13 protein-coding genes are annotated in these 14,986 nt (G+C 63.3%); 3 read left to right on the top strand and 10 right to left on the bottom strand.

The annotated features are described in order from the left end of the window. The first annotated feature begins 25 nt into the window (after window positions 1-25). Window positions 26-667 (top strand): acyltransferase, encoded by a 642-nt coding sequence (locus L8M95_RS04445; RefSeq protein WP_260488280.1) that lies wholly within the window; start codon window positions 26-28, stop codon window positions 665-667. Beyond that, window positions 657-2,420: a glycosyltransferase family 2 protein gene (locus L8M95_RS04440; protein ID WP_260488278.1), complete on the top strand. Its 1,764-nt coding sequence runs from the start codon at window positions 657-659 to the stop codon at window positions 2,418-2,420. The genes L8M95_RS04445 and L8M95_RS04440 overlap by 11 nt, the downstream gene beginning before the upstream one ends. Before the next feature lie 23 nt (window positions 2,421-2,443). Here the strand turns inward: L8M95_RS04440 and L8M95_RS04435 are convergent, their stop codons facing one another. Together L8M95_RS04435 and L8M95_RS04430 are read right to left on the bottom strand one after the other, a co-directional pair. Then, window positions 2,444-3,823 (bottom strand): O-antigen ligase family protein, encoded by a 1,380-nt coding sequence (locus L8M95_RS04435; RefSeq protein ID WP_260488276.1) that lies wholly within the window; start codon window positions 3,821-3,823, stop codon window positions 2,444-2,446. A 2-nt stretch (window positions 3,824-3,825) separates the two neighbouring features. Continuing rightward, on the bottom strand, window positions 3,826-4,749 hold the full coding sequence (locus tag L8M95_RS04430; protein ID WP_260488274.1) for a hypothetical protein: 924 nt from the start codon (window positions 4,747-4,749) through the stop codon (window positions 3,826-3,828). Window positions 4,750-4,901: 152 nt separating this feature from the next. On the opposite strand from L8M95_RS04430, the gene L8M95_RS04425 reads away from it, so the two are divergent. Beyond that, window positions 4,902-6,161 carry a hypothetical protein gene (locus L8M95_RS04425; RefSeq protein WP_260488272.1) on the top strand — a complete coding sequence of 420 codons (1,260 nt, stop codon included), beginning with the start codon at window positions 4,902-4,904 and terminating at the stop codon, window positions 6,159-6,161. A gap of 13 nt (window positions 6,162-6,174) precedes the next feature. On the opposite strand, the gene L8M95_RS04420 is transcribed toward L8M95_RS04425, so the two are convergent. From L8M95_RS04420 to L8M95_RS04385, 8 genes are read right to left on the bottom strand one after another with little or no spacing between them, the layout of a single operon-like run. Beyond that, complete coding sequence (locus L8M95_RS04420; RefSeq protein ID WP_260488270.1) at window positions 6,175-7,302, bottom strand: glycosyltransferase; 1,128 nt, start codon at window positions 7,300-7,302, stop codon at window positions 6,175-6,177. Continuing rightward, a complete protein-coding gene (locus tag L8M95_RS04415; protein ID WP_260488269.1) occupies window positions 7,299-8,546 on the bottom strand; it encodes a glycosyltransferase in 1,248 nt (415 codons plus the stop codon). The genes L8M95_RS04420 and L8M95_RS04415 overlap by 4 nt, the downstream gene beginning before the upstream one ends. After that, window positions 8,543-9,985, bottom strand: a complete 1,443-nt coding sequence (locus L8M95_RS04410) for an oligosaccharide flippase family protein (protein ID WP_260488267.1) — start codon at window positions 9,983-9,985, stop codon at window positions 8,543-8,545. The genes L8M95_RS04415 and L8M95_RS04410 overlap by 4 nt, the downstream gene beginning before the upstream one ends. After that, on the bottom strand, window positions 9,978-11,105 hold the full coding sequence (locus L8M95_RS04405) for a DegT/DnrJ/EryC1/StrS aminotransferase family protein (RefSeq protein ID WP_260488265.1): 1,128 nt from the start codon (window positions 11,103-11,105) through the stop codon (window positions 9,978-9,980). The genes L8M95_RS04410 and L8M95_RS04405 overlap by 8 nt, the downstream gene beginning before the upstream one ends. Next, window positions 11,105-11,728 (bottom strand): NeuD/PglB/VioB family sugar acetyltransferase, encoded by a 624-nt coding sequence (locus L8M95_RS04400; protein WP_260488263.1) that lies wholly within the window; start codon window positions 11,726-11,728, stop codon window positions 11,105-11,107. Before L8M95_RS04400 ends, L8M95_RS04405 begins: the two co-directional genes overlap by 1 nt. Continuing rightward, window positions 11,725-12,864, bottom strand: a complete 1,140-nt coding sequence (locus tag L8M95_RS04395; RefSeq protein WP_260488261.1) for a DegT/DnrJ/EryC1/StrS aminotransferase family protein — start codon at window positions 12,862-12,864, stop codon at window positions 11,725-11,727. The genes L8M95_RS04400 and L8M95_RS04395 overlap by 4 nt, the downstream gene beginning before the upstream one ends. Then, window positions 12,861-13,856: an SDR family NAD(P)-dependent oxidoreductase gene (locus L8M95_RS04390; RefSeq protein ID WP_260488259.1), complete on the bottom strand. Its 996-nt coding sequence runs from the start codon at window positions 13,854-13,856 to the stop codon at window positions 12,861-12,863. Before L8M95_RS04390 ends, L8M95_RS04395 begins: the two co-directional genes overlap by 4 nt. Continuing rightward, window positions 13,853-14,962 (bottom strand): Gfo/Idh/MocA family protein, encoded by a 1,110-nt coding sequence (locus L8M95_RS04385; RefSeq protein WP_260488257.1) that lies wholly within the window; start codon window positions 14,960-14,962, stop codon window positions 13,853-13,855. Before L8M95_RS04385 ends, L8M95_RS04390 begins: the two co-directional genes overlap by 4 nt. Between the last annotated feature and the right edge of the window lie 24 nt (window positions 14,963-14,986).

The following is a 14,986-nucleotide window of genomic DNA, read 5'->3' as shown; positions in this document are numbered from 1 at the left end:
TCTTCATTCGGTGCCCTAGTCTGAAGTGACACAGGAAGCAGCGGGGAACCGCCCATCTCAGGGAGGGTCGCAGATGTCAGATGCACCTGATTTCTTCACCCATTCACACGCCCTGTGCGAGAGCGATGACGTTGGTCCACGCACCCGCGTATGGGCGTTCGCACACATCCTTCCCGGCGCAGCTGTCGGCGCCGACTGCAACGTGTGCGATCACGCGTTCATCGAGACTGGTGCAGTGGTCGGCGATCGGGTGACGGTGAAGAACCGGGTGATGATCTTCGACGGTGTGACCGTCGAGGACGACGTGTTCCTGGGACCGGCCGTCGTGTTCACCAATGACCTCAGGCCGCGGGCCGAGATCAAGAAGAGCGGTGACGCACTGACCCGAACGCTCGTTCGCCGGGGCGCCACCCTCGGCGCCGGCAGTGTCGTCGTCGCGGGTCACACCGTGGGCGAGTACAGCTTCACCGGGGCTGGGAGTGTCGTCGCAACGGATCTCGCGCCGCACGGGTTCTATGTCGGGAACCCTGCCCGTCTCAGGGGCTGGGTCTGCCGGTGCGGCGAGCGACTCGAGGCTGACCTCCGTTGTCGATGCGGTCGCAGCTATCGGCGCGTGGATCCGGCCTCTGATCCGGCTGGTCTGGAGGAGGTCCAGGATGGGCGTTGACCGCTCTTTTCGAGCGGATGACGAACACGCCGACGTCTGCGTCGTCATCGTCACCTACAACAGCGCTGATGACATCGGGTTGCTACTCGGCGATCTACGGCGGGCAGCGGCCGACCTCGCAATCCGTGTGATCGTCGTCGACAACGGCTCCGCCGACGGAACCCGGGACATCGTCCGGTCCGCGGGAACCGACATCGGCCTCGTCGAAGAACGCAATATCGGCTACGCCGGGGGAGTCAACGCCGCCACGCGTTGCGCCGGTTCCTGTGATTTTCAGGCGGTGATCAATCCCGACCTCCGTCTACCCGACGGCGCACTGAGCAAGTGGGTGGAATCTGCCCGCCGGGCTGGTGCTGCTGCTGTGGCACCCGCGATGGTCCATTCGGACGGCACTCTGCACCGGTCGCTCCATCGAGAGCCCACCGTCTTCCGCACGTTGGGGGACTCGCTCCTCGGGGACCATATTCTCGGACGGCCAGCGGCATTCACCGAGCGCGTGTCCGATCCACGGGATTATTCGCGCCCGGGCAAGGCCGAGTGGGTGACCGGCGCGGCGTTGTTGCTCCGGCAAGATGTCGTGGAGGCGGTCGGCCCGTGGGATGAGCGCTTTTTCCTGTACTCGGAAGAGACCGATTACTGCCGACGAATCCGAGAGCTCGGTCACGAGATCCTGTTCGATCCCGATGTGACGGTCATTCATCACGGTGCCGGTTCCGGCACATCACGAGAACTCGACACATTGCTCGCCGTGAACAAGGTTCGCTACGCGGCCAAGTGGCACAGTGACGCGTACGCGGAAGTCGTACGTAGCATTCTTGTTCTCGCCACACTGCTGCGGGGTAATCGACCGGGCTCTCGCCACACACGGACCGCGCTGCTGGACCCGGCCCGATGGGACGAGCTCCCGAAGGCAGAGGAGAGTCCGGCCCACGTTCTAGAACCGCGGTCCGCTTCGGTCGTCATTCCCGCACACAACGAGGCGACAGTCCTTTCGCGAACCATGGCCCCTCTGGCTGACGCCGCAGCCAGGGGTGCCCTCGATGTCATCGTCGTGGCGAATGGTTGCACAGACGACACCGCCCGGATCGCGCAATCGTACCCCGGGGTCAGGGCGCTCGAACTCGCTGACGGGAACAAGGCTGAAGCACTAAATGCGGGGCTCCGAGCAGCATCAGTTGCCCCGTGTATCTTCCTCGATGCGGATATCACCGTGACCGAGAAGACGGTCTTCGACTTGGTGAGGGTGCTTCGCGAACCCGGTGTTCTTGCTGCTCGACCCGATCGAAAGTACGACTTCTCCACGTCCACTTTTCTGGTCAGACGCTACTACCGTTGTCGCCGTCGAGTACCCATGCTGAACACCTCGATCTGGGGCGCTGGCATCTATGCTCTCAACAGCGGGGGCCTCGAACGGATCGGGAGGTTCCCGGATCTCACCGCCGACGATCTCTGGCTCGATCTGCAGTTCTCGCCGGCCGAGTATCGAGTGGTTCGGACCGACCCGGCGGTCGTCACCACGCCGGTCGGCGTCCCGCACCTCACACATACCCTGAAGCGGATCTACCGTACGAATCGCGAGGTAGCAGAGGCGAACTGGTCGTCACCCTCTACCGCGGTGGCGGTACTCCGCACGATTCGTGGGCCCGTTTCAGCGCTGGACGCGCTCGTCTATCTGTCGATCGCGGGTGTTGCCCGCCTCAGGAGCGGGCTGGACACGGCCGAGCGATGGGAGCGCGACGAATCGAGCAGATGATTCGTGTAGTCCACCAGCCGGTGTCAGTATTCACGTGCTTTCGGTCGATTGCTCACACCAAGCCGAGCACTTCCCTCGTGCCTCGGACTCGGTGGGTCGGATCTGACGGGTGCGACTCGGGTCCACAAGAGCCCGTAAAGAATGAAGAGAAGCGCGCTCACTTGTTGGAATACCAGGAGATCAAACGTCACCATCGACACCGTCACCGCCGCAAATGAAGCGCCCAATGCGTAGGCCTCGTCCCGCGCCCTGGGAGTCGTGCTGCGATGAAGGGCAACTGCGAGACCTGCGAACCCGGCGAAGACGAACAATGTCAACGCCGCGACTCCGACTACTCCACCCTGGACCACGGCCTGCAGCCACTGGTTGTCCAAGATCTGATATTCCGGATAGGGGTTGCCTCCGAGGCCCATCCCGACCCAAGGGCGCTCGGCGAACATCCTGCCTACCCACGAATAGTCATCGGTGCGAGTGGTAATACTATCGTCCTGACCCGCGTCGAGTACCGAGGAGATCAACGATGCAATGGGGCCGGGATAAACGAGACGGTAGGTAGCCGCTACTACTCCTCCGATAACCACCGCGTTGAGCAGAAATCTCACAGATTGGCCGACGCAGTACACAGCGAATGCGGCTAGCAGCGCTAACAGTCCGGTCCGGGACACCGCCAGAGGTAGGGCGAGACAGGCCACCGCAACCGAGAAGATCGCCCACCGCCGCCGACGCGTGGTGCGCGCGAAGCGGGACATGTGCAGTGCGAGCGGAATGGTCGCTGCGGACAGCACGACGAACTCAATCGCGTGCGACGACGTTCCCACTACACGAACCGCCGCACCGCGGGCGATGATCTCGGTATCCGGAACGCTACTGATGAGACCCGGTGGTACGAATAAATTGCGGATGTCGAGCCCGACGACACCCTGCAGGACGCCGACGCACATCGCCCACGTGAGCCCGGTGAGGAGCGCCCCGATCAGATAGCGCTGTTGCCGCGAATGCGTGACTCTGGTGATGATGTACAGCGCTACGAACGCGTACATGACGGTTGCTACCGCGATACGGTCCTTATTCGCTTCGATCTCGGCGTTTCCGGGGGAGAACGCCCCCATGAAGTACGTGAACAGTTGGAGAACCAGGAACAACACCAGGAGAACCGCCCCTGGTTTCAGCGATTGTGGTGGCCCGGATCGTCGGCGCCCTACGAAGTGCCAGAGCACCACCAGCAGCATCGCGATTGCAAGTAGCCGCGCCGGCGAGCCTTGCCCCCTGAGCGGTCCCGGCAAGACGGCCGACGCGGGGATGAGAGGAACGACCAGGCAGAACAGCGCTCCCAGGAGGGGGATGCGGTCGGTGCGGAGCCGTTCCGAGCGCCACCAACCACGCAAGCGCACCGCGGCCGACATCGCTATCGCCGGTGACGGCTGGTCGCATTACCGCCGCGCTCGGTTTCCGCGGGGGACCGTGGCTCGGATGGCCCGGCATCGCCGGCTTCACCGCTATCAACAAGCCCTCGACCCGCGGGATCAGCCCTGCCGGGTTCTCCCGTGTTTCGCCCCCCGGCCGGTGAGTGGAACATCGCTGACTCGTGGTCGAGCAGGTACCTCGTCGAATCATTGACGTGGTCGTGCGTCTGTCCATCCGGGCCATCGGCTATCGGGTCGCCATCGCCGTCTTCACCACCGTCGGTACCCCTCGCGGCGGACTCATTGCTGACGGCTCCGTTCTCTTTGGGCTCTCTCGACTTTCTCAGATCCCAGAGCAGTCCCGCGAGAACACTGACAATCACGCCCAGCCCTACTATGCCCGCCACCAGTTTCTTTCGACCCGGGCGTAATTCTTCCACGTTCGGAGTCCCGCTGACCTGATAGATCACACCGTATGCACGTTCGGAGATGCCGGCGTTGGCCTGAATCCGGTCCAATTCATCCTGGGCGCGTTGTTGCGCGATCGTCACTGCAGAAACGGCCGTGTCGCGGTCGCGAGCAGAAGCAACGAGATTCAACATCGGCATCTGGCCACCGGGGACCGCGACCACAGCTGCAGCGAAATCGGTTGCGCCCGACGAGTCCTTGATGTCCTGGGCAACGCTGGCGGAATCGATACCCGCAGCAGTGAGATTCGCCAGCATGATGGTTCCGCCGTTATTGATGATCCCGTTTCCTTCGCCACCAGTGAGAGGCGAGGGGGCGAGGCCGACGACAGCGGATGCTCGGTAGACGACGGGGACGGCGTAATATGCCAGACCCGCCATGGCCAACGTGAGCAGCGCAAGTGGGACAGTGACGTACCAGCGTCGACGACAGGCCTGCGCCACATCAAATAGATCCATGTCGTGTCCCCAATCCGCGGACGTGTCAACCGACTCGATAGTGGGCCGACCTCCACTGCCGGCTCTGAAAATGCTGGCTCTGGCGGAAATCCCCCCCCGCCGCCGACGGTGAAACTACTCTAACATGGATGGTATCGCCGAGATGGAGACTTGTGGTCGCCGCGGTCCTGACCGTGTCGCTCATAACGAGCGGGTGTAGCTCGCCCACCCCAGGCAGTTATTCGCCTGGCGACGACATTCAGACCCTCCCTCGAATTGCGTGGGAGGGGGGGCCCGGGTACTGGGCGCGGTTCGCCAATGCAAGCAATTGGACGGATCCTCGGTTCTTCCCGATCGGACTCTGGTACGGCGAGGTCTCGAATGCAGATCACGCCCGGTCTGACAAAGCCGCCGGACTCACTTTTTACACCGGCGGGCTGTGGGAGGAAACAGACTTCGCGGCTCTGCAGGAGTCCGAGATGTACTGGGTAGGTGGGCGGGTGAATGCGTCCTTTGACGACAGATCCCGGTATTGGCCCGGCATTCTTCTCGACGATGAGGTCGACGGGCGTTTCACCCCGCCAGCTGAAGGATTCGCGCACCTTGAGGGGCTCAAGAATTCGATGGCTACGGGGAGGCAGTTCTTGTATGCCAACTTCACCAACATGGTAGTAGGGCCCGAATTGTCGTACGCAGACCGACTTCGATATGTGAACACCTTCGCCGACGTCGTCAGTCTGGACATGTACTTCTACACGGTGCCCTTCTGCGAGGCCGGGGACGCATACCGGGGCCATCTCTACGACGGACGGATACCTGAATCGACCTGCCGCACTGCATCAAGCTATGGCAAGTTCGTGAAGGCACTGCGGAATCTTGACGCGCGGGACGACAATCTCATGCCGATCTGGAACTTTGTCGAGGTGATGAGCGGGGCCAACGACGACGGGGCGTTCACTCGGTACATGGAGCCTGAGGAGATTCGGGGCGCAGCGATGTCCTCTCTCATTAACGAGGCGCGGGGCATCGTGTGGTTTCAGCAGTCACTCGGCGGTCCGTGTAAGAGCACCCAACCGGTGCGGCAGGCGCAGGAACTAGGTGAGGCCTTCTGTGGTTTTCGCCAGGTCGAAGCTATGACGCAGGTGAACAATCAAATACTCGAGCTGGCCCCGGTCCTGAATACTCAGTCACTCCGTTGGCATGCCGCAGATGAATCTCAGACGATGTTGAAAGTGCACGAGGGGCAGGCTTACCTCTTCGCCATGACCGACGGCGGCACCGGCCGCAGGTCGTTCGTTCTGCCAGATGGTCTTGGTGACACGGCGACACTCGTCCATGAGGGCCGCACCGTGGGGATCATCGACGGCCGGCTGACCGACGAATTCCCCTCCGAGTCCACCTACCACATCTACCGTATCGACTTGACGGGATAAATTTCATCTGTGGTTAGCCGGTGCCGTCGATTGAATCAAGCAGTTCCTGCGCACGGTGCTCCCACGAGTGCCGGCTGGCCAACTCGCGGCAGAGGTTCGATCGCTCAACCGTGGGTCCACCCCGCCGCACCACTTCGACATGTAATTTCACAGCCGCAACAAATTCGGTGGTGTTCTCGGTCGTCTGAACACACTCGGAACCGATCCACCTGGATGCCGGAAGATCAGAAGAGATCACCGGGACGCCAGCGGCAAGATAGTCGAAAGTCTTGAGCGGGAAGCTAGCGCGATTAAATGCGCTGTCCGTGTACGGTGTGAGTCCCACTGCGAGGGCTCCGATCCTCGGACACAGTTCATCGGCAGGAACGCGGTCCGTCCATTCGACAAGACTTCTCGAGATAAGCCGGTCCAGCCGTTGACCGAATTCCGGATCGCGGTCTGTCCGCGGACCGATCAGGTGCACTCTAATGCCGGCATCTACCACTCCTTCCAGAAGTGCCAGATCCAATCGTTCGTTCAGTGTTCCGACAAGTCCTGCTACCGGCGCTCGGCGGGAATGCTGGGGGGGGTACACAGGCGGCGCACCGTTGGGCAGTACGAACGCAGAGGGGATTCCTGTCAACCCCAGCGATTTCATCCGTTCAATAAGCCCCGGGCTGACTGTCGCAATGAGGTTTGACTCCCGAGCCGCCCTAGATAGGGTGCGCGTGACGAATCGAGGCGACAGGCCCATGAGCTTCGCTCCGGCTATCCAGTCATCGGTCACGTAGAGAACACGCTTACCGGTCACCCCGGGCGGGAAATAGCCCGTGGGATTGGCAACGACGATGGCGCGAGTCCGGAGGCTCCCGCTGAGCGCATGTCGGACAGTCACGCTTGTCGTGAACCTCGTCAGCACACGGATCGGCCAGCGCGAGAATCCCGGCAGTCCCGGAATCCTGACTCGGCGAACTCCCGGAGCCACGTATTCCCCACTCCTGTTGCCGGCGCGCCATTGCACCCAACCACCTCGCCGCGGAGGGTCGACCCAGAGGACTTCGGCCCGGCGTCCGAGTTCAAGGACGATACGCTTATCAGTACCGGTCAAGTCATCCCACCCGACACCGGCAATCCAGACGACCACCTCGGACGAATCAGTCATGACATGGCCTCCTTCCTGATAGCGGTGACCGGCCGCGAGTTGAAGTCGTCCTCTGTGGTGGTGCCGCGAAGCCGCTGGATCCGCTTTCGCAGGTAGTACGACGAATAACGGAAGAGCGCGGTGGCCTCATCACGTCGCGGTCGTGGGCAAGGGTGTGCGATCGCTTCTCGGTAGATCTGGTCCTGAATTGCCGCAGCTCTGGTCAGCGAGAAGCGCGTGTTTACGAGTTGCTGACCGAACAGCCCGAGCTCGGTCCGCTGATGCGGATCGGAGAGCAGACTTTCGAGCTCGCTCCTCAGACGCGCGGCTCCCACGGCGGAGCCTTCGCCGATTCCGTACCAGCCGGTCCACAAGAACTGCTCGACCGACGCTGCCGTCATGGTCTGCCAGAACCCTTTCTCCCCCTGGACCACGAGCGGTTTCCCGTATGCGAGCGCCCGTAGCGCCGAGCCACCCATGCCCAGTGAAATGTCTGCTACCGCGTAAGCAGGCCGCGGGTCGTCCATCTGTCCGGTCTGGATCACCGTGCCGGAGCCACATCGCCGATTGACGGCATCGGCCACACAGTCGACTTCGTCGCGTGCAGGACCGTCTCCCACCAGGACCAACCGCACCGCGTGCGTGGCCGCTAATTCGCCCACGACGTCGATGGCGGTCAAGATCCCCTCGAGCTTCAGTTCGCGAGAGAGGCGGCCCACGCTCACGATGTTCAGTCTGGTCTCGTCTATGCCGTGCTGCTGTCGGAATTCCGCGACACCGTCAACGCTCTGCGGGTCGTTGAACTCGAGATCCACCGGTGGTTCGAGCAGATGAAGGCGGAGGCGACCCGCAGCCTCTTCGTAGTCCCGCATCTCGGCTGTCCCGACGGCCAGGGGGACGCTGTGCGGTATGAAAGGCGGCACAGACATCGACATCACCGTCCCTACCACCGTCGGTGATCGGCGCCTCGCCGCGGCGAGGACCCCGTCCAGGATCGGCGGCCACTCGTAACCGTGGATCACGTCGATACTGCGTTGCTTCGACAACTCGGCCAGGGCTCGCGCGGTGGGAAGCGATGGGCGCTTCCCCTGCGGGGGTGCCTCGACGAATGGCAGACCTAGTTCGTCGATCCGCGCGCGGAGTGGACCGGACCGACCGAACACGAGTACGTCGTGACCCCGGTCGCGAACAGCTGCGGCGAGTTCGATCGCGTTGAGCTGACTCCCGCCGATGCCCAGGTCGTGCGGGTAGACGATCACCCTCATGATGCGACCTCCTCGAGGACATCGATCTTCCGGAGCAGGTGAAGACTGTCGCGCGACAGCCGTGCCAGCGCAGCGGTGACCGCCAGGGTCACTCCGCCTGCGACCAACACCGCGGCGAACGGATGTTCCAGACCCTGTGTAGCCGCGTATCCCACCGCCCACACGAGCGTTCCACCTGTGCACGGGACGAGGGCGGTGCGTATCAGAGCAACCAATCCGATACCTGTACGGCTCAGCGCCCACGTGTATCCGCCGATCAGGACCAGAAGCGCGACCGCAAATTGCGCTATGCCGACGCCGGCGATGCCATACCGAGCGCCAATGATGAGTGCGGGTATCAACGCGGCGAGCCAACACACCTGAACGATCATCAAGGTGACAGATCGGCGCTTGACCGCGAGAAAGTCGTAGGACAATTCAAAAACGATGCGGACTGCGGCCTGTAACGCGAGCCACTGCAACGCCAGCGCCGCCGGAGCCCAGACCTCCCCGTACACGACAGTGACGATGGGCACCGCTGCGCCGGCCAAGAACGCACAGGCGGGCAGAGCGATGACAAGTACGAGGCGGAACGCCGCCCTGAAACTCTGGTCCATTCGCGCAGCATCGTTCTGGATGCGGGCGAAGGCGGCCGGCGCTACGGCCCTGATCGGCTGGGAGAAAATGTTCACGGGCCAACTGGCGAGATTGAACGCGAGCAGATAGAAGCCCAGCGCTTGAGCGCCGAGTCGGTTGCCCACCACGAGTTGATCTGCATACCCGACCGCGAAGACGACCAGGCTGGACCCGGCCAGCGGAAGACCGAAATTCAACAGCGGTCGCACCACCTCCCGGTTCCAACCACAATTCAGTCGAGCTGGCGACAGCCGAATGAGCATGCCGGTGAACACGACTGCCGCCACCACCCGGCCGACTGCGAGGCTCATTGCCCCCCAGCCCGCGGCGGCCAACGTCACGGAGATCACCGCCCCGAGCCAGATGTTGACTTGATCGGCGGCTGTGCGTCGCCCCTGTTGGTATTCGCGCTGGAGAAGGGCCGCCGGTGTGGCGGCCACGCCGTTCAGGGGCACGCACACGAGCATCAAGCGCACCACATCTGTCGCATCCGAGTCGCCCATTGCTGCGGCGAACGTCGGGGTCGCGAACCAGCCGGCTCCAAACACTGCGACGCTGGCGACCACAGATATCGTCGTGACTGTGGGAGCGATCCGGTACGGATCTCCCTCCCAACGCACGATCGCGAGACTGACACCCAACTCGTTGAAGCTCAGCACCGCGGCGAGCGCAACAAGGGCCACCGCGTAGGTGCCGAACTCCTCCGGCCCGAGGAGTCGGGCGATGACTATAGAGATGAAGAGCGTCCCGAACTTCCCGACGGCTGTATTGGTGAAACTCCACATCAGCGCCCGGCGTGCTCCGGGCTCACCGGTGTTAGTCATCTCCGGCCCAATAGCTCCACACTGCTGAGGCCAAGGCCTCGGCAGTGCGCTCCTGCTGTTCGACTGTCAGATGCGGGAACATCGGTAGCGACAGAATTCGCGTGGCCGCGCGCTCTGCTACCGGGAATTGGCCTGGTCGGTATCCCAGCGACGCGTACGCCTCGGTGAGGGGCACGATAGTCGGGTAGTGGATCGCGGTGGAGATACCGGCGGTGGCGAGACCGGCCATGACTTGTTCGCGCCCCTCGACCTGCACCACGTACAGGTGCCAGACGTCGATATTGCCCGTCCGCGTCCGCGGGAGCCAGACCCCGGCGGTATCCGCGAGAAGCATCTGGTAACGCTCGGCGGCGGCGCGGCGCGCCTCGTTCCATCTCTCCAGGCGGCGGAGTTTGGCTCGCAACACAGTCGCCTGAACGGCGTCCAGTCGCGCGTTCATCCCGACATGGTCGTGCAAATACTTCCTTGAACTGCCATGGGCGCCCAGGTTGCGGACGAGGGCGGCGGCCTCCGGATCCTTGGTCATCACTGCGCCCGCATCGCCTGCCGCACCGAGATTCTTCCCGGGATAGAAGCTGGTAGCAGAGATCGAAGCAATGGCGCCGGCTCGACCGGCCGGGCCTGATGCGCCCTGAGCCTGAGCTGCATCTTCGACGATCGTCAATCCGTACTTGTAAGCGATAGGCACGAGAGCTTCTACGGGCGCGGTCTGCCCGAACAAATGGACCGGAGCGACCGCGCGGGTTCGCTCGGTGATCGCAGCTTCGACGTGCTTCGGATCGATGAGGAGATGGTCTTTATCCACATCAACGAATACCGGCACCGCACCGATCCGAGACACCGCCTCCGCCGTCGCGATGAAGGTGTTGGCCGGCATGATGACCTCGTCGCCCCGGACAACCCCGGACGCGCGGAACGCGAGTTCAAGGGCGTCGGTGCCGTTCGAGACTCCGACGACATGCGGGACCCCTATGTAAGCCGCGAACTCCAATTCGAACGCTGTGACTTCCTCGCCGCCGATGAAGGCTCCGGTGGCGAGCTGCTGCTGCCACACCGGCAGTACCTCATCGGCGATCTCAGCCGATTGCGCCGTCAGGTCCAGAAAAGGAACGTCCCCCATCACCTTCCGCCTTTCAAGCGACGTGCGGGTACCCCGGCCCAGGTCTGGTCCCTCGGCAGATCTCCGATCACCACTGCCCCCATACCGACAGTTGAGTGTTGCCCGATTGAGCATCGGGGATACACGCACGCGTTCATCCCGACGTACGCGGCTTCCCCGATGTGAACGCCACCACCGAGTGAGGCGCCGGCGGCTAGGGTTGCGAAATCAGCCAGACGATCGTCGTGCGTGATCGTGCAGTTCGGCATGATCACCACATGGCTGCCGATCTCGACGTCTGCAGTGACGACGACGCCATCGAGCAGGATCGAACCGACGCCGACCGTGCTGGTTGATCCCACCACTGCCGACCCGGCGATGAACGTGGCATACCGGTCCGGGCCGACGCCCATGCGTTCAAGCCCGTTGACGACACGTTGCCTGGCCATACTCGGACCTATCGTGATCAGCAGCTGTTCGGGTCGATCGACCGCGGCCGCCACCGCCCCCAGGACGGGAGTGCCCGAGAGACTCCTCCCAGCCAGGCCCGGATCGTCATCGAGGACCCCGACGACCCCGAGGCCTGCGGCGAGCACTTCACGTGCGAGGCCGCTGGCACCGACCAGTAGCAGTCCCCCTGTCATGTCGCTGCCGGAGAGTGGAGGACGTCTATGACACGATCCTGTTCGGTGTCGGTCATCTGGTGATACACCGGCAGAATCAGCGTTCTGTCGTGAAGTCGTTCTGTCGCTGGCAGGCCGCCATCCGGGATGAGATCGCGATACGGCTCTTCGCGATGGGCCGCCATGATTCCGCGGCGCGCCGAGATGTCCTCCGCCGCCAACGCGCCGAGCAGCCCCTCGCGATCGGTGGGGTAGGGGTCGGAGACCTCCACCCAGAAAGACTGGAAGTTTGTCGTCCCGTGTTCCGGATCGGAGACGGCGCGCAGCCCGCGGATGTCGGAGATCGCCGCGGAGTAGCGGGCGGCGACTTCCCGACGCCGGGCCACGATAGCGGGCAACCTCCCGAGCTGAACTCGCCCGATGGCCGCCTGCACGTCTGTCATACGAAAGTTGAACCCGACCTCGGGGTACGACTCGGCTGCCGGCAATGTCGAGTTGTGACGCTCGGCTGCCGACACCGACATGGAATGCTCGCGCAACCGGCGCGCTCGTTCCGCCCACTCCCGGTTGTTGGTGGTGAGCATTCCGCCTTCGCCGGTGGTCAATAACTTGCGAGGGTGGAACGACCATGTCGTCAGAGCCGCGCGGGCACCCACAGGCGAGCCCTTGTAGGTGGAGCCAGCACCGCACGCGGCATCCTCCACCACCACGATGTCCAGAGGATCAGTAACCGCTCGAATGGCATCGAGATCGACGGGAACTCCGCCCTGGTCGACCACGATCACCGCGCGAGTCCGCGGCGTCAGCGCCTTCGTGACGGTTGCGGCGGTGACGTTGCCGCCTTCCGGTTCGACGTCAGCGAAGACCGGTTCCGCGCCGACATAGCGGACTGCGTTAGTTGTGGCGATGAATGAGAGCGACGGAACCACGACGTCGTCGCCAGGACCTATCCCTGCAACCACCAACGCCAGATGCAGGGCGGTGGTGCAACTTGAGGTGGCGACCGCGAAATCCGCCTGCATCGCGCTCGCGAACTCGTTCTCGAAGGCGATGACGCGCGGGCCTTGCGCAATCCAGCCGCTATCGATCGCCTCTGCGACCGCGTCGATTTCCTCCCGGCCGAGCCAGGGCTTCATGACGTTGATGCGCTCTCTCACAGCGCACCTGTCTTCCGGCCCGCGGCGACTTCGTCTCGCAACGGAGTCCACCACTCCACAAGCCGGCGTAGGCCGTCCTCCAACCCGATCGCGGCCTCGAACCCCAGGTCACGCCGGGCGGCGGCGGTGTCGGCCAGCCGTCGTGCGACCCCGTTCACGGCGCGCTCCGGACCGAACTCGATGTCCAGATCGGATTCCATGACCCTGAGGAGCATGCTCGCGAGTTCGCGGAGACTCGTCTCGGTTCCGCTCGCGACATTGTAGGTTCCGGCCGCTATTCCACTCGTAGCAGCGAGAATATTGGCTCGTGCGATATCCGGGACGCAGACGAAGTCCATGGTCTGGTGGCCGTCGCCAAAGATCAGCGGCGGTTCGCCGTCTGCGATCCGTTCCATCCACCGCACCAGCACCTCTGTGTAGACGCCGTGCACGTCCATGCGAGGTCCGTAGACGTTGAAGTACCGGAGCGCCACATAGTCCAATCCGCTCATCGCTCGAAAGCTCTTGAGCAGACCCTCGTTGAATGTCTTCGCCGCACCGTACAGGGTGTCGTTGTTCCCATGATGATGTCGCTCATCGGTCGGGAAGATTTCCGCCATTCCATAGACGGACGCGCTGGATGCGGCCACTACTTTGCCGACGTGGTGCCTGGCTGCGGCCTCGACCACATTGAACGTTCCGTCGACCATGACCTCCAGGGCCAGGCGTGGCTCTTCCGCACATTGCGTGATGCGGATAGCCGCTTGGTGGAATACGACGTCCTTCCCCGCAGTCACCTCGTCCACGAGTTCGGCGTCGCGGATATCACCCTCGGTGAAGTGGACCCGCCCGCTCTCGAGGGCGGCCTCGAGATTGGCGAGCCGCCCACGCACCAGATTGTCGAGAACATCGACCCGGGTGACCCCGGCTTCGAGAAGCTGATCGACGAGTGTTGATCCGATAGTCCCCGCGCCACCCGTGACCAGGACTTCCGCACCTTGGAGCTTTGTCATAGGACCGTCTCCAACTCGGGAACTTCGTGCTCGACGGCCACCGGCATCCCACCCCTGGCAAGGCTTTGAGCGGCTGCTTCCAGAACGGAGAGGACCCGGAGACCTGACCCGCCGCTCGTGCGAGCAGCGCGCCTACCCCGGATAGCGGACGCGAACTCCGTGGCCATGTTGGCTAGAGCTTCTTGCTCGGCCAGCGCGGGCGCCCACATGCTGCCGAGCCGGTACGAGACGGTCGCCGGCGTCACGTTCGCCTCGGTGCGCGATTGCGTGTCGAGGTCGATGCCACGGTCGTAGATGCTGATGCGCTGTTGGGGATTGAGATCATCCCAGACGATGGTTCGCAGGGAGCCAGCGATCACCATCCTCCGGATCTTGGTGGGGCTCAGCCAGTTCACGTGGACGTGAGCGATCCCGCCGCTTCCTAGAGGCAACGTCAGGTAGCCCACGCAGGCCTTGCCGGTATTCAGGGGGTCTGAACCCACTGCGCAGACCTCGGACATATCGAGCCCGTCGGGCAGGATGAAGTCGAGGATCGACAGATCGTGTGGCGCAAGATCCCACAGGACATCCACGTCCGGCTGGATCAGGCCAAGATTGATCCGGACGCTATCGATATAAAGGATTTCGCCGATTTCACCCAACTCGATGAGTTCGCGAATCTTCAGTACGGCCGGCGTGTAGCAGTAGGTGTGATCAGCCATCAGCACCAACCCGTTGCGTTCGGCGGCGTCACACATCTCCACGCCGATACCGCGTGAGTCGGCCAGCGGCTTCTCGACCACGACGTGTTTGCCCTTCCCGAGGGCGGCGGTGGCGATCTCCCCGTGAGCTCGGGCGGGCGTCGCGATCGCGATGGCGTGGATCGTGGGATCATCCAGTACCTCGTCCAGCGACGATGCGAAAGGGGCCCCGACCCGGTCAGCCACTGCTCGCGCTCGCTCCACATCGAGGTCGCATACGGCAGCAAGATCCCAGTCGGGGCTCTGGGCGAAGTTCCGGGCCAAGTTCGGTCCCCAGTACCCGGCGCCGATTACAGCGATCCGAAGTCTTTCAGCAGGCATCTCGTCCCTCTTCACGTTGACTTGAGTGGTGGTGATCGGATTCACGTTGCTGCCCCGTCGCGTGGCCGA

The organism is Dietzia sp. B32 (assembly GCF_024732245.1).
Taxonomy (GTDB): domain Bacteria; phylum Actinomycetota; class Actinomycetes; order Mycobacteriales; family Mycobacteriaceae; genus Dietzia.
This window is presented reverse-complemented; position numbering and strand designations above follow the sequence as displayed.

What these genes read in the sequence shown, in the direction of transcription:
- L8M95_RS04440 (WP_260488278.1), top strand. Translation starts at nt 657, where the DNA reads ATGGGCGTTGACCGCTCTTTTCGAGCGGATGACGAACACGCCGACGTC.
- L8M95_RS04435 (WP_260488276.1), bottom strand. Translation starts at nt 3,823, where the DNA reads ATGTCGGCCGCGGTGCGCTTGCGTGGTTGGTGGCGCTCGGAACGGCTC.
- L8M95_RS04430 (WP_260488274.1), bottom strand. Translation starts at nt 4,749, where the DNA reads ATGGATCTATTTGATGTGGCGCAGGCCTGTCGTCGACGCTGGTACGTC.
- L8M95_RS04420 (WP_260488270.1), bottom strand. Translation starts at nt 7,302, where the DNA reads ATGACTGATTCGTCCGAGGTGGTCGTCTGGATTGCCGGTGTCGGGTGG.
- L8M95_RS04415 (WP_260488269.1), bottom strand. Translation starts at nt 8,546, where the DNA reads ATGAGGGTGATCGTCTACCCGCACGACCTGGGCATCGGCGGGAGTCAG.
- L8M95_RS04410 (WP_260488267.1), bottom strand. Translation starts at nt 9,985, where the DNA reads ATGACTAACACCGGTGAGCCCGGAGCACGCCGGGCGCTGATGTGGAGT.
- L8M95_RS04405 (WP_260488265.1), bottom strand. Translation starts at nt 11,105, where the DNA reads ATGGGGGACGTTCCTTTTCTGGACCTGACGGCGCAATCGGCTGAGATC.
- L8M95_RS04400 (WP_260488263.1), bottom strand. Translation starts at nt 11,728, where the DNA reads ATGACAGGGGGACTGCTACTGGTCGGTGCCAGCGGCCTCGCACGTGAA.
- L8M95_RS04390 (WP_260488259.1), bottom strand. Translation starts at nt 13,856, where the DNA reads ATGACAAAGCTCCAAGGTGCGGAAGTCCTGGTCACGGGTGGCGCGGGG.